Origin of the sequence: Microvirga sp. (assembly GCF_014699075.1) — a bacterium.
GTDB lineage: Bacteria > Pseudomonadota > Alphaproteobacteria > Rhizobiales > Beijerinckiaceae > Microvirga.
In genome coordinates this window covers 133436-150786 of the sequence record NZ_JACXAB010000003.1, presented here as the reverse complement: position 1 = coordinate 150786, position 17351 = coordinate 133436, and the positions used below count along the sequence as shown (strand labels likewise).

16 protein-coding genes are annotated in these 17351 nt (G+C 63.3%); 1 reads left to right on the top strand and 15 read right to left on the bottom strand.

The features are described 5' to 3' along the window. Positions 1–42: 42 nt before the first annotated feature. The 10 genes from IC232_RS06315 to IC232_RS06270 form a co-directional block, all read right to left on the bottom strand. Complete coding sequence (locus IC232_RS06315) at positions 43–1161, bottom strand: branched-chain amino acid ABC transporter permease (protein WP_190844081.1); 1119 nt, start codon at positions 1159–1161, stop codon at positions 43–45. After that, a complete protein-coding gene (locus IC232_RS06310; RefSeq protein ID WP_190844080.1) occupies positions 1158–2180 on the bottom strand; it encodes a branched-chain amino acid ABC transporter permease in 1023 nt (340 codons plus the stop codon). Before IC232_RS06310 ends, IC232_RS06315 begins: the two co-directional genes overlap by 4 nt. Beyond that, on the bottom strand, positions 2177–2902 hold the full coding sequence (locus IC232_RS06305; RefSeq protein WP_190844079.1) for an ABC transporter ATP-binding protein: 726 nt from the start codon (positions 2900–2902) through the stop codon (positions 2177–2179). Before IC232_RS06305 ends, IC232_RS06310 begins: the two co-directional genes overlap by 4 nt. Further along, positions 2895–3674, bottom strand: coding sequence for an ABC transporter ATP-binding protein (locus IC232_RS06300; protein WP_190844078.1), 780 nt, complete (start codon positions 3672–3674; stop codon positions 2895–2897). The genes IC232_RS06305 and IC232_RS06300 overlap by 8 nt, the downstream gene beginning before the upstream one ends. An 8-nt stretch (positions 3675–3682) precedes the next feature. Then, the gene (locus IC232_RS06295) at positions 3683–4873 is read right to left on the bottom strand and encodes a substrate-binding domain-containing protein (protein ID WP_190844077.1); all 1191 of its coding nucleotides are present in this window, start codon (positions 4871–4873) and stop codon (positions 3683–3685) included. 107 nt (positions 4874–4980) lie between these two features. Further along, a complete protein-coding gene (locus IC232_RS06290; RefSeq protein WP_190844076.1) occupies positions 4981–5916 on the bottom strand; it encodes a DMT family transporter in 936 nt (311 codons plus the stop codon). 77 nt (positions 5917–5993) lie between these two features. Continuing rightward, a complete protein-coding gene (locus IC232_RS06285; RefSeq protein WP_190844075.1) occupies positions 5994–6908 on the bottom strand; it encodes an SMP-30/gluconolactonase/LRE family protein in 915 nt (304 codons plus the stop codon). Positions 6909–6926: 18 nt separating this feature from the next. After that, positions 6927–7763, bottom strand: a complete 837-nt coding sequence (locus IC232_RS06280) for a universal stress protein (protein ID WP_190844074.1) — start codon at positions 7761–7763, stop codon at positions 6927–6929. 45 nt (positions 7764–7808) lie between these two features. Next, a complete protein-coding gene (locus tag IC232_RS06275) occupies positions 7809–8612 on the bottom strand; it encodes a GNAT family N-acetyltransferase (protein WP_190844073.1) in 804 nt (267 codons plus the stop codon). A 45-nt stretch (positions 8613–8657) separates the two neighbouring features. Then, entirely contained in the window at positions 8658–9482 is an 825-nt protein-coding gene (locus tag IC232_RS06270; protein ID WP_210335242.1) for a polyphosphate kinase 2 family protein, read from the bottom strand. Between the two features lie 140 nt (positions 9483–9622). Here IC232_RS06270 and IC232_RS06265 point away from each other — a divergent pair, with 140 nt between their 5' ends. After that, positions 9623–10258, top strand: coding sequence for a glutathione S-transferase family protein (locus tag IC232_RS06265; protein ID WP_190844071.1), 636 nt, complete (start codon positions 9623–9625; stop codon positions 10256–10258). A gap of 3 nt (positions 10259–10261) precedes the next feature. On the opposite strand, the gene ligD is transcribed toward IC232_RS06265, so the two are convergent. The 5 genes from ligD to IC232_RS06240 form a co-directional block, all read right to left on the bottom strand. Next, positions 10262–11839 (bottom strand): non-homologous end-joining DNA ligase, encoded by a 1578-nt coding sequence (ligD, locus tag IC232_RS06260; protein ID WP_190844070.1) that lies wholly within the window; start codon positions 11837–11839, stop codon positions 10262–10264. A 99-nt stretch (positions 11840–11938) separates the two neighbouring features. After that, positions 11939–13573, bottom strand: coding sequence for an ABC transporter ATP-binding protein (locus tag IC232_RS06255; RefSeq protein ID WP_190844069.1), 1635 nt, complete (start codon positions 13571–13573; stop codon positions 11939–11941). Position 13574: 1 nt separating this feature from the next. Further along, complete coding sequence (locus IC232_RS06250) at positions 13575–14717, bottom strand: ABC transporter permease subunit (protein WP_190844068.1); 1143 nt, start codon at positions 14715–14717, stop codon at positions 13575–13577. A gap of 9 nt (positions 14718–14726) precedes the next feature. Next, positions 14727–15647, bottom strand: a complete 921-nt coding sequence (locus IC232_RS06245; protein WP_190844067.1) for an ABC transporter permease subunit — start codon at positions 15645–15647, stop codon at positions 14727–14729. Positions 15648–15758: 111 nt separating this feature from the next. Further along, positions 15759–17351: a peptide ABC transporter substrate-binding protein gene (locus IC232_RS06240; protein WP_190844066.1), complete on the bottom strand. Its 1593-nt coding sequence runs from the start codon at positions 17349–17351 to the stop codon at positions 15759–15761.

Sequence of the window (17351 nt, the reverse complement as noted above, 5' to 3'; positions counted from 1 at the left end):
GAGGAAAACGTTCGAAACCGGCTAAGTTTCCCCGCTAGGCCTTTAGGGTTTCCCTTGCCTCAGGCGACCGACGATGCCGCCGGGAAAGGCATAGACGCTGATGATGAACAAGGCGCCGAGCCACAGGAGCCAGCGGTCCGGGTGGATGAGGTTGGGCAGGAGCGGGATGCCCGCGAGGGCAGCGTTTCCGGCCCCCATGAGCACCTGCAGGTAGCTCTGGGCCAGCACGAACAGGGCTGCCCCGATGACGGCGCCGTACATGGTGCCCATGCCGCCGATCACGACCATGAGCAGGATGTCGATCATGATCGAGAAGGACAGGGTCGTGTCCGGTCCGTTGTAGCGCAGCCACAAAGCCATGAGGGCACCGGCAATCGTCGCGGCAAGAGCCGAGATGACGGAGGCAGCCGTGCGGTAGGCAACAACGCGGTAGCCCAGGGCCTCGGCCCGGAACTCGTTCTCGCGGATCGCCTGCAGCACACGGCCGAAGGGCGAGTTCACGATGCGTAGCAGGGCGAGGAAAACGATGAGCGAGACAGTGAAGACCAGATAATAAGCGAGCAGGCGCCCGTTGATCATGGTGCCGAAGACCGGCTCCGAGAGGAGCCGGAAGGCCGGGCGAAGCGCCGGAGGCAGCTGGAACGACAGGCCATCCTCACCCCCTGTGATCTCGGACAGCTGGGAGGCCAGAACAGCCGCCGCGGTCGCCACCGCCAGGGTGATCATCGAGAAGAAGATGGCGCGCACTCGAAGTGACAGCAAACCGATAGCAATTGCCAGAACGGCTGATAGGGCAAGCGCCGCCACCAGGCCGATGGCGACCGAACTCCAAGTGGGGCTGATGCGCTCGAGCGCAATGGCGATGCCGTAGCCGCCGATGCCGTAGAACATGGTGTGGGCGAAGGAGACGATGCCGGAATAGCCGAGCAGCAGGTCGTAGCTTGCGACCAGCACGATGAACACGCAGATCTTCGCCGCCGTGCCCACAGGCTGGCTACCCGAGAACAGGAACGGGGTCGCGGCCAAAAGCACGAAGATGGCAAGCAGGATGAAGCTGAGTGCGCGGGAACGGGGCAGGTCGGAGGACAGGAGCCCGGTGAGGATCCCGCCGCGCCGGCGGGTTTCGTCGAAGGCCAGGGGGAGGGCGGGGGAGGTGCTCATCGGCGTGCTACCGGAAACAGGCCCTGGGGGCGCCAGATCAGGACGAGGGCCATGACGAGGATGTTGGAGATCAGCGCCAGCTTCGGCTCGATGAAGCCGACATAGTTGGCCACGAGAGCAACAAGGATGGAGCCCACGAAGCAGCCGCCGACGGAGCCGAGGCCGCCGATGATGATGACGATGAACACCAGCACCATCACCTCCATGCCCATGCCGGCGGTGAGGGTCTGGCGGTAGAATGCCCACATGACACCTCCGAGGCCGGCGAGCGCCGAACCGGCGATGAACACGCTCACGAAGAGCCGGCGGATCCGGTAGCCGAGCGCCTCGACCATCTCCGGGTTCTCGACGCCGGCGCGGATGAGCAGGCCGATCCGGGTGCGGTTGAGGATCAGCTGCATGCCGAGGAAGACCACAAGGCCGATGACGACCGCGATGACCCGGTAGCGCTCCATGACGATGTCGCCGAGCACGAAGGCACCGCGCAGGGATTGCGGCAACGGGATCGGGATGGGCGAGGCGCCCCAGATGGCATGGATCAGCTGCTCGGTGACGATCAGGCCGCCCATGGTGACCAGGATCTGCTTCAGATGGCTGCCATAGACGGGACGGACGATCACGCGCTCGAAGACGGCACCGGCAAGAGCTGTGACGGCCATGGCGACCAGGATGCATAATCCCAAGAGTGCCAGGTTCAACCCGATGGAGTCCGACAGCGCCCATCCGGCCAAGGGGCCCAGCACGAGGAGCGTGGCGTAGGCGCCGAGCGAGATGAAGACGCCGTGGCCGAAATTGATGATGTCCATGAGGCCGAACACGAGGGTGAGCCCCGAGGCCATCAGGAAGATCATCATGCCCATGGCGAGCCCCGCTACCGTGAGCGTCACCCAGGTCGAAGGATTGCCGACGAAGGGCAGCGCCAGAAGGGCGAGCGCCGGAATGAGCAGGAGCGGTAGCCAATCCGTCTTGGCGCGGGGGAGCTCGGCGGGAGCCGAGGATTGGGCAGCCATGTCACTCATTGGTGAGCATCCAGAGAGAGGCCGAGCAGGCGCTGCTGCATGTCTTTGTCCGCCACGAGGTCGCTCATGGGGCCGGAATGCACGATGCGCCCGTCGTCCATCACGACCACATTGTCGCCGAGCGCCGAAGCGGCATAGAAGTTCTGTTCCACGAGCAGGATCGTCTCGCCGGACGCCTTCAGGGCCCTGAAAGCCTCGATCATGCTGCGCACCATCACTGGGGCTAAGCCCTTGGTGGGCTCATCGATGAGCAGCAGGCGGCGTGGCTCGGCGATGGCACGGGCGATGGCCAGCATCTGCTTCTGCCCGCCGGAGAGATTGCCGGCGGGCAGGTTCCAGAAGCGCTTGAGGGCGGGAAACAGCCCGAGGATCCAATCGAGCCGATTCTTGTCGACGGGACCGCTGCGAGCCGCGAGCACGATGTTTTCACGCACTGTCAGATCCGTGAAGATGCCCATGGCTTCCGGCACATAGGCGATGCCAGCGCGGGCGATGTCCGGCGTGGACTTTGTGGTGATGTCGCTGCCGTCGAAGCGGATACGGCCCGAAGAGGCCTGCCACAGTCCCATGATGGTGCGAAGTGTCGTCGTCTTGCCGGCGCCGTTGCGGCCGAGCAGCATCGTCAGTTCGCCGGCCGGAACAGCGAAGTCCACGCCATGAAGAATGTGATAGGGACCGATATGCGTGTGAACGCCGGAAAGCTGCAGGAGGGGCTCAGTCACGGGCGACCTCCACGCCGAGATAGGCTTCCTGCACCACCGGCGACGCGATGACCTCTGCGGGATCCCCGTCGGCCACGAGGACGCCGTTGTGCAGCACGATGATGCGGTCGGAGAGCGAGCGCACCACGTCCATTTTGTGCTCCACGAGGAGCACGGTGGCATCACTCCGCTGCTTGATGTCGTGGATGAGTTCGAGAATGGTCGGCACCTCGTCGACGCTCATGCCGGCGGTCGGCTCGTCGAACATGAAGACCTTGGGCTCCATGGCGATGAGAAGAGCGACTTCGAGCTTGCGCTGATCCCCGTGCGAGAGAGCCTTCGGGGCGATGTGGCGCTTGTCGGCCAGGCGCACCCGCTCCAAGACGGCCTCCGCCTGCTCGATCAGGTCGCGGCGCGTGTTCCACACCTTGAGGAGCGACCAGCCTGCATCGGCGCGGCTCTGCACTGCAAGGCGCACATTCTCAAGCGCGGTGAGCTGCGGAAAAAGATTGGTGAGCTGAAAGGCGCGTCCGAGCCCGCGCTTAGTGCGGGCCGATGGCGCAAGGCCCGTGATGTCCTCGCCGCCGACGATCACCTGGCCCGATGTGGCGCGCAACTGGCCGGAGATCAGGTTGAAGTAGGTAGTCTTGCCGGCGCCGTTGGGGCCGACAATGGCCGTGAGCGTGCCGGGGGTGAAGCGGCACGATACGTGGTTGACGGCCACATGGCCGCCGAAGCGAATAGTAAGCCCGCGCGTTTCAAGCGCGGGCGTCGTTGTCGCGGATAGGGTCACTGGTCTGTTTAGCGCTTGTTCCGAACCGGGACCGGCATCTTGTCGGCCGGGATGGTGGCGACGAGATCGAGCAGGTCGTTCGCGTCCTTGCCGTTCGCCTTGACCTTGAAGTGATACATCTCCTGCATGGCCTGGTGATCTTCCTTGCGGAAGGTCATCGGACCCTTCGGCGTCTCGAAGGTCATGCCTTCCATGGCCGTGATCAGCTTCTCGGTGTCGGTGCCGCCGGCCTTCTGGATGGCCGTGACGGCAGCGGAGGCCGCAGCGAAGCCGCCCGCGGTGAAGAAGTCGGGCGGCGCGTTGAAGCGCTTCTGGTGCTCAGACAGGAGCCAGTCGTTCATCGCGTTCTTGGGGAACGCGTAGTAGTAATACACCGCGCCTTCCATGCCGGGATAGTTCTTGTAGATCTGCATGGCGGGCAGGATGTTGCCGCCGGGCGCGATCTCGATGCCGAAGCGCTCGGGCTTCAGGTCGGCGATCTTCGGCAGCGGGTGCTGGCCGGCCCAGATGATGTTGATGATCTTCTTGCCCGGCTTGTCCTTCAGCGCGTCGAAGATGCGCTGAGCGGAGGCGGTGAAGTCGGTGGCGTTCTGCGGAGCATATTCCTCAAACACCACCTTTGCATTCGGGCGGATCTGAGCGAGCGCGTTCTTCAGGGCCGCAACACCGTCCTTGCCGAAGGCATAATCCTGCGCAAGGGTTGCAATCGACACGTCACCGCTGGCCGGAACGGCCGCGGCCGCGCCATAGGCATCCTGCGTCGAGTTGCGGGCAGTGCGGAAGATGAAGCGGTTCCACTTCTCGCCGGTGATCGCATCGGCGACGGCGGGCTCCACAATCAGAACCTTGCCGTTCTCCTCGGCGACGGGAAGCATGGCAAGAGCGGCAGCGGACGAAGTGGTGCCAACAGCAAGATCGACCTTGTCGTCATTATAGGCCTGCTCCAGCAGCGTCTTGGAGAGATCCGCCTTGAGCTGATCGTCCTTGACGATCACGTTGATCTTGCGGCCGTTGATGGCCATCGTGCCCTTGGTGAGATACTCGAGGCCCATCATGAAGCCGGCTTCGGTCTGCTTGGCATACGCCTCGAGCGGACCGGTCTTGCCAGCGATCAGTGCGATCTTTATGTCTTGAGCAAAAGCTGAAGATGCAAAGAAAATTCCTGCCGTAGCGGCAGCGATTTTAAGTCCCAGGCGCATCGGTCTCCCCGTATTGTTATTGCGCCATTGACGACCTTGCAGTGCAGCATGTCAAGCGCGCGTCCGGCGCCGTCCCTAGTCAGAAAGGATGATGGAACGGACAAGGCTCAAGCCTCCGGCAGCACCGGCGTCTCGATGTCTTTCGCCTCGCGCCCTCGCCGGGCTGCCTCACGCTCAAGCAGCAGGAGGACCAGCCCTGCGCCGCAGATCACGGCGGCACCAACGAGCGTCCAGAATCCCACGACATCGCCGAAGAACAGATAGCCGAGCACGATCGCCCAGACGATGAGGGTGTACTGATAGGGGGCGACGACAGATGCAGGCGCAATCTTCAGGGACCTGTTCACGCACACATGCGCTGCCATGGACACGATGCCGAGCAGGAACAGGCCTGCGAGATCGAGCGGACCCGGCGTGACCCAGGCGAGCGGCGCCGCGGCGAGGCCGAAGATCAGGGCTCCGAGGATCTGACCAAGCACGAGGGTGGCGTCGTGGGTCTCCCGCAGCTTGCGCGTCGTGATCATGAGGAGAGAGTAGAACAGGCTTCCCGCGAGCGCGATGAGCGCTGGCAGGGACAGGGTGGCGCTTGACGGGCGCAGGGCGATCAGCACGCCGACGAAGCCGCAGGCAATCGCGAGCATGCGCCGCTTGTCGATCTTCTCCCCAAGCCAGAAGGCCGCGAAGGCCGCCACATAGATCGGCCCGGCCAGGTAATAGGTCATCACGTCGGCCAGGGGCAGATAGGTGACGGCCCAGTAGAAGCAGGCGACCTCCAGGGTCGAGAGGGTGATGCGCACCAGATGCAAGCCCGGCTGCGGCGGGATCTCGAACGGAACCTTCTGCCGGCGCATGAGGGGCAGAAGGACCATGAGGGCCGCGACGCTGCGCAGGAGCAGGACCTGCCCGACGGAATAGGTGGCGACGAGCCATTTGCCCATCACGTCGTTCATGGCGAACATGAAGACGCCGAGCAGCATCAGGCCGATGCCGACAAGGACGCCTGACCGAACCTTGTGGGCTGGGGAGGAACCGGATTGAGACATGGGAAGGATCAATGCGAGAAAATGGGCTTGATTCCTAGCCCAATGCGCGTTGATTGAGGTTGAAGGCCCTGGAGACGCTAGAAGGTCTTGGCGCCGTTGACCGGCAGCATGATGGCATAGAGCGATGTCGTGGCGCAGATGTAGAGACGATTCCGCTTCGGCCCCCCGAACACCACGTTGGCGACCGCTTCCGGAACCAGGATCTTGCCGATCAGCGTGCCGTCGCTCTCGTAGCAGTGAACGCCATCGCCGGCGCTCGTCCAGATCCGCCCGGCCTCATCCAGCCTGAAGCCGTCGAACAAGCCCTGCGTGCAGGTGGCGAAAACGCTGCCACCCGAGAGGTTTCCGCTGTCGCTGACATCGAAAACCCGGATGTGCCGCGGCCCGTCCTTCACATGGGTGGCGCCGGTGTCGGCCACATAGAGGCGCCGCTCGTCGGGCGAGAAGGCGATTCCGTTCGGGCGCACGAAATCGTCGGCGACGCTGCGGACATCGCCCGTGTGCGGGTCGATGCAGTACACGTGACAAGCGCCGATCTCGCTCTCCGCCTTGTGCCCCTCGTAGTCGGAATCGATCCCGTAGGCCGGATCCGTGAACCAGATCGATCCATCGGACTTCACCACCACGTCGTTGGGGCTGTTGAAACGCCGGCCCTGGTGTTGGCTGGCGAGCACCGTGATGGAGCCGTCATGCTCGGTGCGCGTCACACGTCGGTTGCCATGCTCGCAGGTGACGAGGCGGCCCTGCCGGTCGACGGTGTTGCCGTTGGAGTAGCCTGACGAAGGGCGAAAGACGCTCACAGTGCCGGACGTCTCGTCGAAGCGCATCATCCGGTCGTTGGGCACATCGCTCCAGATCAGGTAGCGGCCCGCCGGAAAATAGGCCGGGCCCTCCGCCCAGCGGCATCCCTCTGCCAGCTTCTCCAGCCGTGCGGATCCGATGTGCAGGCGCTGGAAACGATCATCGAGGACGACGGCAACATCCCGGAACATGGAGCCCGACACCTAACGTCAGTGAGCCATCAGGACAGGCATAGTCGTGTTGCCCAGGATATGGCTGGTGGCGCCGCCGAAGAACATCTGCCGCAGGCGGCTCTGGGTATAAGCGCCTTTCACCAGCAGGTCGCAGCCAAGGGCAGCAGCCTCCTTCAGGATTGCTTCGCCAGGCCGGTTTGAGGGATCCGCCGCCGTGATGGCTTCTGCCGGCAGATCATGCATCCGAAGGTGGCGGGCAAGCTCCGAGCCGGAAGGCCCGGGAACACCCCAGTCGTCGAGCTCAAGAACGACGATCCGCTTGGCTTTGCGGAGCAGCGGCATCGAGTCCAGCACCGCACGGGCTGTTTCCGTGCTCCGGTTCCACGCAATAACAGCCGTTTCACCGAAGCTGCGGGTTGGAACAGGCGGAGCGATCAGCACCGGCCGTCCGGCCTCGAAGAGGGCGGCTTCTGCGGTGGACAGGCGGGTCTGCCCGTTCGAGCCATCGGGGCGTCCCACGACGATCAGGTCGAAAACCCGTCCATAGGCCCCCAGGAAGGCATCCTCCATCAAGCCATCCTGCCGCCAGCCGGAGCTCAAGCCCGCCATCCCGGCAGCGGCGCGTGAAATCTGCTTTTCGGTCATGAAGGCCTCGAAGCGTTCGCGGCAGGCGCGGGCCATCTCGAGGCGGTTCTCGGGGGTGATGGGGGAGGGAACGCCGATGGCGATATCCACCGGCAGGACCACCGGATAATCCGGCGTGATCGCAATCCCCTCGATATAGCTGTCGAACAGCTGGGCCAGCTGCAGCGCAGCCTCCAGCTGAGGCTCGATGACGCCGTGGTCTTCAATCGGGACAAGAATGCTTTTCATAAGAATTATTGTCGCGCTTTAGCCGCTCGTCGGCAAGAGGGCTCCTCAGGTCTCCCTGTTGAAGGCCTTTGGCGACCAGACAAAGGGTGTCGTGGTGCTGAGGCGTTGGAACCCCCGCCGTTCCAGGATCGGCAGGCTCATCGGGCTGCAATCCACCGTCAGCCATTTGCAGCCCTGCTGTCGCGCCGCACGCGCCCGGACGGCAACCAGCGCCGAGTAGACGCCCTTGCCGCGCCATTCCTTCAAGGTTGAGCCGCCCCAGAGGCTGCCGAAAGTTTCCCCCCGCTTGTGACGGACCCAGCCGACGCTGACGGGCCGGTCTCCCGCAAAGGCCGCATAGATCCTGATCGAGGCGGGATCCGATTGCTTTTCCGTCGCGATCGAGGCAACCAGCCACTCCGAATGCCGAGGGTTTCCGTAAACGGCGGTGTTCACCACACCAATGGCTTCCAGGGCGGCAGGGTCCTTCAATTCTTTGATCCTGATGCCATCCTGAAGATCGGCATCGGCAAAGTTCTGATTGGCATCCAGGACCACGAGAGTCTCGGATTCCTGAGCCTCGAAGCCTGCAGCGCGCAGCTTGTCCGGCAGGCTCGCCGGCTGATCGTGGCTGAAATGCTTCCACTCGAAAGCATGCCCGAGTGCGCCGAAGAAACTGATCTGCCGGGCAATCTCCCGGTCCGCAGTAGCCTCCGTGAGCTGGGTGAGGGTGACGGCGTTGTCGTTGGGGTCTGGGCTCGGCCCGACGAGACGCACAACCGACCCGTCACGCTCGGCGCGATAACCCGGCGCAGGAGCCACAAGCGAGCCACGGACTTCGGTGTCATAAAGATCAAGGAGCTTTTGCATAGGCCTAGGAAGCACAGGAATAGATGCGCTTCAATATATCAGAGCTCAGACGACTGAGAAGTCACCAGGATTCCAGGAGACCTGCGGGTATTGCGGGTTCATCTCCTCGAGCGTTGCCTTGACGATGTTCGCAATGGCAGCGTTGCGCACCCATTTGCGGTCGGCCGGGATAATGTGCCAGGGCGCCCACGAGGTCGAGCAGCGATGGAGCATCGTCTCGTAAGCCTCCTGGTAATCGTCCCAGTGCTCCCTGTCCTCCAGATCGCCGGGATTGAACTTCCAATGCTTGGTGGGATCGTCGAGGCGGGCCTGGAGGCGCTCCTTCTGCTCGTCCTTCGAGATGTGGAGCATGAACTTGAGGATCGTGGTGCCGTTCTCGACCAGCATCTTCTCAAAAGCGTTGATCTGCTCATAGCGCTGCTCGATCGCCGCCGCGGGCGCGAATTTCCGCACCTTGCCGATCAGGACGTCTTCGTAATGAGAGCGGTTGAAAATGCCGATGGTCCCCCGCCGGGGGCAGACGGCGTGCACGCGCCAGAGATAGTCATGCTCCAGTTCGAGCTTCGTGGGCGGCCCGAAGGCATGAACCGAGACGCCCAGGGGACCTGTCGCGTTGAAGACGCTGCGGATCGTGCCGTCCTTGCCGGAGGTATCGGTGCCCTGAAGGATCACGAGGAGCGCCCGCGAGCCATCGGCATAGAGCCGATCCTGCAAGGCATCGATCTCCTTGGCGAGAGACGCCGTGTTGGCTTTGGTCTGCTGCTCATCACCAAAGAGGGATTTGTCACGCGGGTCTCGATCCCGAAGACGAGCTTTTCTGTCGGGGCTGACCCGCAGCTTCTCGATCAAAGTCTTGGCCAGATCCGTCAATGTCATCTCCTGTTCGTCTTCAGGACGATAGGGCATGCAGGCGTGAAAGGAAGATTGGGATCGTCGGCAGGCTGCTCTTTACGCAGCATACGGCGCCATCTACCAAGACGGAGCCGATCATAACCTCCCAGGGGCTCACGATGCTCGCTCTCTACTACTATCCCGGCAATGCCAGCCTTTTGCCGCACATGATGCTGCGCGAGATCGGAGCCGAGTTCGACCTGCGCCTTGTGGACCGTGGGCAGAATGCTCAGAAGAGCGCCGAGTATCTCAGGCTCAACCCCAATGGCCGTATCCCGGTTCTGGTCGATGGCGACCTCGTGCTGTTCGAGACGGCCGCGATTGCCATGCATCTGGCCGACAAATTCCCGCAGACGGGTCTCGCGCCTGCCGTCGGAACCGCGGAGCGGGCTGAGTTCTACAAGTGGATGTTTCACCTGACGAACACCCCGCAGGCGGAATACCGGGCTTGGTTCTACCCCAATGAGCATGTGAGCGAAGAGTCTGCCTCACCGGCGGTGAAGCAGGCGGCCAATGAGCGCCTCACCCGCATGTTCGACGTGATCTCCGAGCAACTCGGCGACAAGACATGGCTTCTCGGCGATCGGTTCTCTGCCGCCGACCTCTTCCTGTTCATGCTGATCCGTTGGGGCCGGGGCATGCCGCGCCCGCCGCGCAGCCTTCCGAACCTGAACGCCCTGGCCGAGCGAGTCCTTGCCCGGCCCGCAGTGCAGCAGGCGCTCGAAGCTGAAGGCATCAAGGCTCCGGTCTTCTGAGCGCTACTTTCTCCGCGGCGTGCGTTTTGCGGGCTTTGCCGGAGGCAAAACCTGATCGACCTTTCCGATATCCGCCCAAGGATCCTTCTTGAGCGACGAGAGGCGTTTGCCCAGGTTCTCGACGGTGAAGCCGTTGGGCCTGAGCTCGGGCGAAAGCTCTTTCCAAGCCACCGGTGTCGCCACGGGCGCACCGGGCCGGGAGCGGGTGGAATAGGGCGCGACAGCCGAGGCCTCGCGGTTGTTGCGCAGGTAGTCGATGAAGATGCGGCCCTCACGTTCCTGCTTGACGGAGGTGATGGTGTAGCGATCCGGCTCGTCGGCCGCCATCGCCTCGGCGATCCCGCGCGAGAAGGCGAGGGCCTCATTCCAGAGCGATTTCGGCTTCAGGGGAACAACTACGTGCAGGCCCTTGCCACCCGTGGTCTTGACGAAGCTCTCCAGTCCCAGGGCGTTCAGCCTCTCGCGAACTGCAAGAGCGCCCTCGATCACGCGCGGCCAATCCAAGCCTTCGCCGGGATCGAGGTCGAAGATGAGGCGGTCGGGGCGTTCCAGATCGGCAAGGGTCGCGCCCCAGACATGCATCTCCAGGACACCCGACTGCACAAGGGCGATCACGCCTTGAATGTCGGTGACGGTCAGAGCCTCCTGTGTGCCGCTGTTGTCCGGAATCGTGGTGCGATGGATGAAGTCGCTCATGCCGGCCCAGGAATGCCGCTGGACGAAGCACTTCTTCTCCGCGCCTCCGGGGCAGCGGATGAGGGTGAGGGGGCGATTGGCGAGATGCGGCAGGAGCCACTCCCCGATGTCGAGATAGAACTCCGCCAATTCCTGCTTGGTGAGCCCCTGATCCTCCCATAGCACGCGATCCGGATGGGTGAGAGGCACACCCGCCACCTGAATGTCGCCGGCCGTCGCTTTCTTGGCGCTTGAGGCGCCCTTCGCAGGCTTTGCGTGTTTTGCCGATGAGGCGCTCTTCGGGGCCGCTTTCCGTTTCGCAGGAGCCTTGCCGGAGCGTCTGGGTGCGATCTCCTCAAGCGAGCGTCCGGTCTTCACAGACAGCGGTGCCTCTTCGAGAATGTCCGGGTCGTCCTCGGTCCTTGCCTGTGCATCGTCGGCTTTGATCAGTAGCCAGGACGGCTGACGCTCGCGCGGTCGCTTCGCCATGCGCACGAGATGCCACGTGCCTTTCAGCTTCTCGCCGTCGAGACGAAAGGTGAGGCGGCCCTTCTCGTAAGCCTCCTGAGGATCGCCCTCCGGCTCCCAGGTTCCCCGATCCCACACCAGAACTGTGCCGCCGCCATACTGGCCGTCGGGGATGGTGCCTTCGAAACTGCCGTAGTCCAGCGGATGATCCTCGACTTCGACCGCCAGACGCTTCTCGCCTTTGACAAGGCTGGGCCCCTTGGCCACCGCCCAGCTCTTCAGCACGCCGTCGAGTTCGAGCCGGAAGTCGTAGTGCAGGCGGGAGGCATCGTGCTTCTGCACGACGAAGGATGCGCCGGGGCGCCGGGAGGCCTTGCCTGCCGGCTCCGAAGTTTTCGTGAAGTCGCGCTTGGCGCGATAGGCTGCGAGCTTTGCCATGGTGCCAGAGCATGATCCGGTGAAGTGGATACCGGTTCACCGCACGATCATGCGGCAAACTAAAGATCAAATCCGCGCCATGGTCTCCGGTTCCAACCCTCAGGAGGCCAGGGGCTGGACGGCCGCCTCGGTCTTGTCGCCTTTGGTGAGGAAGGCGGCCGCAATCAGGTCGCGGGTGTATTCCTCGTTCGGCTTGTCGAAGATCTCCTCGGCATTGCCGCGCTCCACCACCTTGCCGCTCTTCATGACCATGATCTCGTCCGAGAGCGCCCGCACGACGGCGAGGTCGTGGCTGATGAACACATAGGCGAGGCCATGGGCCTTCTGCAGGTTGCGCAGCAGCTCGACGATTTCCTTCTGCACCGAACGATCGAGCGCCGATGTGGGCTCGTCGAGAACCACCAGCTTGGGATGCAGAATGATCGCGCGGGCGATGGCGATGCGCTGGCGCTGGCCGCCGGAGAACTCGTGCGGGAAGCGGTTGCGCCAAGCAGGATCGAGCTGCACCTCCTCGAAGGCCTGGGCGGCCCGCCGGTCGCGTTCCTTGCGGGAGATGCTCGGCTCATGGACGAGGAGGCCCTCGGTCACGATTTCACCTGCCGTCATGCGCGGAGAGAGGGAGCCGAAGGGATCCTGGAACACGAGCTGCAGGTGGCGCCTCAGGGGCTGCATGCCACGGCGGTCGAGGGGCGTGAGGTTGCGGTCCTCGAACCTGATGAGACCGGAGGCCGGCTGCAGGCGCAGGATGGCGCGGCCCAGCGTCGACTTGCCGGAGCCGGATTCGCCAACGACGCCTATCGTCTCGCCGGCGCGAACCCTGAGGCTCACGTCGTCGACGGCACGAAGCACATGGGTCGACTTGCCGAAGAAGCTCTTCTCCAGGGTGAACTGAACCGAGATGTTCTGCGCGTCCAGGATCACCGGAGCGCTCGCCGCAACAGGTTCCTTGCGTCCGGTCGGTTCGGCGTCGATGAGCATCTGGGTATAGGGATGCTTCGGGGCTGCGAAGATGTCGGCCGTGCGGCCGCTTTCGACCACCTCGCCGCGCTTCATCACATAGGTGCGGTCGGCGAAGCGGCGAACGACGCCGAGATCGTGGGTGATGAACACGATGGACATGCCGAGCCGCTTCTGCAGGTCCCGGAGCAGTTCGAGAATCTGAGCCTGCACCGTCACGTCGAGAGCTGTGGTCGGCTCGTCGGCGATGAGCACGTCCGGGTTGTTGGCGAGTGCCATGGCGATCATCACGCGCTGACGCTGGCCGCCGGACATCTCGTGCGGATAGGCATCGATGCGCCGGGCCGGATCCGGGATGCGGACTAGCTCCAGCAGCTCGATGGCGCGCTTGCGTGCAGCCGCCTTGCTCATGCCACCGTGGGTGGTGAGCGGGAGGCTGAGCTGATCGCCGATCCGGTAGAGCGGGTCGAGCGACGTCATCGGCTCCTGGAAGATCATGGTGAGCTTGGAGCCGCGATAGTGATTGAGCCTGCCGGGAGAAAGGCCCACCAGCTCCTCACCACGGTACTTGACCGAGCCTTCGGCCCAGCCGTTCGAGGCGAGCAGGCCCATCACGGACATCATGGTCTGGCTCTTGCCCGAGCCGGACTCGCCCACGATGGCGACGGTCTCGCCTGCATTGATGTCGAGATCGATGCCCTTCACCGCATGGAGAATGCCGTCGCCGGTGCGGAAGCGGACGTTGAGGTTTCGGACCGAGAGAACAGGTTCGGCCATGTCAGCGGTCCTTCGGATCGAGAGCATCGCGCAAGCCGTCGCCGATGAAGTTGAGGCAGAACAGGATCGCGACAAGCGTCAGTGCGGGATAGATCAGCATCCAAGTGGAGTCCTGGATGCTCTTGGCGCCTTCGGAGATCAATACGCCGAGGCTGGTATAGGGCTCCTGGACACCAAGGCCGAGGAAGGACAGGAAGCTTTCGAGCAGGATCACCCGCGGCACCATCAGGGTCATATAGACCACCACAGGCCCGAGGGTGTTCGGGATCACGTGACGGCGGATAATGCCTTTCGTTTCAACCCCGAGCGCCTCCGCGGCCTGGACATATTCCTGCCGCTTGATCGAGAGCGTCTGGCCACGGACGATGCGGGCCATGTCGAGCCACTCGACGGCGCCCACGGCGAGGAACACCAGCACAAAGTTGCGGCCGAAGAACACGACCAGCATGATGACGAAGAAGATGAATGGCAGCGAGTAGAGGACGTCGACGATACGCATCATCACGAGGTCGGTGCGTCCTCCGAGGTAGCCGGATGTGGCCCCATAGACGACGCCGATCACGATCGCCACAAGGGTCGCCAGAAGTCCGATGGCCAGCGAGACCTGCCCGGCCTTCATGGTGCGGGTGAGGAGATCGCGTCCATTGGCTTCGGTGCCGAAGAAGAAGTACTGCTTCTCGATGGGGACATCGACTATGAGGCGGCGTCCCTCGTCCTGCCGCTCCACCACCTGCGCTGTGCCGAAGAGATCCGAGCGCTCGAAATAGGCCAGCAGCCGCTCGTCGACGGGCCGCGTGCTGGTGCTGACGAGAGCCATGCGCACCGCGTCGCCGGTGATCTCGATGTTCTCGGGCTTCGCCCTGACACGCGAACCGATGCGCTCGGCCTGCGGAATGATCTGTTCGGCCTTGGGATAGGCGGTCAGGCTCGCCGGCGCGCGCACGTAGTCGGGATAAACCCGGTCGAAGGGATGACCGGTGAAGAATGGCCCAAAAATGCACGCGAGCGCGATCAGCGTTAGGATGATCATGCTGGCTACGGAGGCCTTGTTGCGCAGGAGGCGGGCTCTCGCATCGGCCCAGAGTGAACGACCGGTGACGGGACCAGTGACGGGAATATCGGATATGACGGCGCCTTCAGCCATGGCGGTGCCTCAGTCGTAACGGACGCGGGGGTCGATCACCGCATAGAGGATGTCGACGATCAAATTGAAGATGAGCACGAATACCGCCACCACCACGACGGTGCCCATCACGAGGGTGTAATCGCGGTTCAGCGCAGCTTCGACGAAGTAACGGCCGACTCCCGGCAGGGCGAAGATGGTCTCCACCACGACCGAGCCTGTAAGCAGGGCAGCGGCGGCCGGTCCAAGGTACGACACCACCGGCAGGGCCGCGCCACGCAGGGCGTGCCGCACGATGACCCAACGGGGCAAACCGAGCGAACGCAGTGTGCGGATATGGTTCGAGCGCAGGTTCTCGATCATGGCCGCACGGGTCATGCGTGCGATGATGGCAATCTGCGGCAGCGCGAGGGTGATGACCGGCAGGATCAGATTGCGGGGAGCACCGCCCGCCCAGCCCGCAACGGGCAGCAGCGCCAAGGCGAGGCCGAACACGATCTGAAGCACCGGGGCAATCACGAAGGTGGGGATCGTCAGACCGAACGTGCCGAGGCCGCTCACCATGTAGTCGATCATGCTGTTCTGGCGAAACGCCGCAATGGAGCCGAGCGTGCCGCCGACGATGATGGCGAGGCCGAGCGCGAGCCCACCGATCCGCATCGAGACGGGGAGACCGTTGGCGAAGAGCTCGGCGACGCTGAAATCGCGCATGATGAAGGAGGGGCCGAAATCGCCCTGCACGACGGCCGCAAGATAGCGCAGGTACTGCTCGAAGAGCGGACGGTCGAGGCCGTAAATCTTCTGCAGGTTCTCCATGACCTTGGCCTCGAGCGGGCGCTCCAGGTCAAAGGGGCCGCCTGGCGCCAGCCGGATCAGAAAGAACGAAATTGTGATGATGATGAAAAGGGTGGGAATCGCCGAGAGAAGTCGGCGGAAAACGAAGGGGATCACGGTATCGACTCCGCTCGATAACAACCCCTCAGCGAGGGAGGCAGCCTTGGCGGCCGACGTGTTGTTTGTGAGCCGAGCGGTCGTAAGACCGCCCGGCAGGATCGAGGATGCTTACTGCTTCAGGGAGAGGAAGCGGCTCGGGTACACGCCAGAAATGTTCTGGTTGAAGCCGACGAGCTTGTCCGAGATCAGGTTCTTGGTGCTGTAGTGGAGCAGCGGAATCCACGGCTCTTCCTTCATGAAGATCTGCTCGGCCTGCAGCAGGTACTCGGCGCGCTTCTTGAGATCGCCCTCCTTGGCAGCCTTGTTCTTCATGAGGTCGTCGAACTGGGCGTTCTTCCACTTGCCGTAGTTGAAGCCCTTGTTGTCGCTCTCAAGCAGGAACAGGAAGTTCTGCGGATCCGAGTAGTCGCCGATCCAGCCGTAGCGGGCAACGTCGAAGTCGCCGCCGTCACGCAGATGCGCGAAGTGCGTCTTGGAGTCGGTGTTGATGAAGGAGGTCTCGACGCCGAGAGCCTTCCACTGGTCGGCAATCGCCACAACCGTGTTACGGTTGTTGTCCGTGGTGTTGTAGCGGACCTCAACCTTCAGCGGCTTGCCGCCGGGGCCGTAGCCGGCTTCCTTGAGCATGGCCTTCGCCTTGTCTTCCCGGTCGATCGGCGACATGGAGGCGTATTCGGCCTGGGCCGGCTTGCCGTAGTTGCCGATGCCCGGAGGCACGAAGGAATAGGCCGGCAGCATGGTGCCGCCCCAGATCTGCTCCGCGATGAACTCACGGTCGATGGCCATGGAGAGGGCCTTGCGGACGCGCACGTCATCGAACGGGGGCTTCGACGAGTTCACCGGCAGGGCGTACACGCCGAGATACGGGCCGATCACGACCTGCTTGCCGAAGCGCTCCTTGAGGGCCTTCACCTGGTCGGCCGGAATATCCGGGGTGGAGTGAAGCTCGCCGGCCTGGAAGCGGCGGACGGCCGCAGCAAGATCGGAGATCGGGTAGAACATCACCTGGTCGATCTTGACGTTCGCAGCATCATGGAAGTTCGGATTCTTCACGACCTTGATGTGCGAGTTCGGCACGAACTCGGCCAGCGTATAGGCGCCGTTGGACACCAGGTTGCCAGGCTTCACGTAATCCTTGCCGAACTTCTCGACGGAAGCTTGGTGGATGGGCAGACCCGTCTGGTGGGTCAGCTGCTCGATGAAGTAGGGGGTCGGCTGCTCGAGGCGGATCTCGAGCGTGCGGTCGTCGACCGCCTTCACACCGAGCTCCTCAGGCTTGGCCTGACCCTTGTTCACCTTTTCGGCATTCAGGATCGGATAGAGGATGTTGGCGTACTTGGCGCCGGTTTCCGGGTTCATGATCCGGCGGTAGGCGAACACGAAATCCGGTGCCTTCAGCGGGTCGCCATTGGACCACTTTGCATTGGCGCGCAGCGTGAAACGGTAGGTCTTGCCGTCGTCGGCCATCTCCCACTTCTCGGCAACGCCGGGCACCACTTCGCCCTTGTTGTTCTTGATCACGAGACCTTCGTAGAGGTCACGCAGAACGTGGGACTCGCCAACGGTGGAGGTCTTGTGGGCATCGAGCGTTTCCGGCTCGCCGTCGTTGCCACGGTGGTAGACGACTTGTGCGACCGCGAAGCTCGAAAAGGCTACCGTTGCGGCAGCCGCCAGAGCGGTACGTTTCAACCATGATGACAT

Coding starts and splice junctions, on each gene's coding strand:
- IC232_RS06315 (WP_190844081.1), bottom strand. CDS start 1,161: ATGAGCACCTCCCCCGCCCTCCCCCTGGCCTTCGACGAAACCCGCCGG.
- IC232_RS06310 (WP_190844080.1), bottom strand. CDS start 2,180: ATGAGTGACATGGCTGCCCAATCCTCGGCTCCCGCCGAGCTCCCCCGC.
- IC232_RS06295 (WP_190844077.1), bottom strand. CDS start 4,873: ATGCGCCTGGGACTTAAAATCGCTGCCGCTACGGCAGGAATTTTCTTT.
- IC232_RS06290 (WP_190844076.1), bottom strand. CDS start 5,916: ATGTCTCAATCCGGTTCCTCCCCAGCCCACAAGGTTCGGTCAGGCGTC.
- IC232_RS06285 (WP_190844075.1), bottom strand. CDS start 6,908: ATGTTCCGGGATGTTGCCGTCGTCCTCGATGATCGTTTCCAGCGCCTG.
- IC232_RS06280 (WP_190844074.1), bottom strand. CDS start 7,763: ATGAAAAGCATTCTTGTCCCGATTGAAGACCACGGCGTCATCGAGCCT.
- IC232_RS06275 (WP_190844073.1), bottom strand. CDS start 8,612: ATGCAAAAGCTCCTTGATCTTTATGACACCGAAGTCCGTGGCTCGCTT.
- IC232_RS06265 (WP_190844071.1), top strand. CDS start 9,623: ATGCTCGCTCTCTACTACTATCCCGGCAATGCCAGCCTTTTGCCGCAC.
- ligD (WP_190844070.1), bottom strand. CDS start 11,839: ATGGCAAAGCTCGCAGCCTATCGCGCCAAGCGCGACTTCACGAAAACT.
- IC232_RS06255 (WP_190844069.1), bottom strand. CDS start 13,573: ATGGCCGAACCTGTTCTCTCGGTCCGAAACCTCAACGTCCGCTTCCGC.
- IC232_RS06250 (WP_190844068.1), bottom strand. CDS start 14,717: ATGGCTGAAGGCGCCGTCATATCCGATATTCCCGTCACTGGTCCCGTC.
- IC232_RS06240 (WP_190844066.1), bottom strand. CDS start 17,351: ATGTCATCATGGTTGAAACGTACCGCTCTGGCGGCTGCCGCAACGGTA.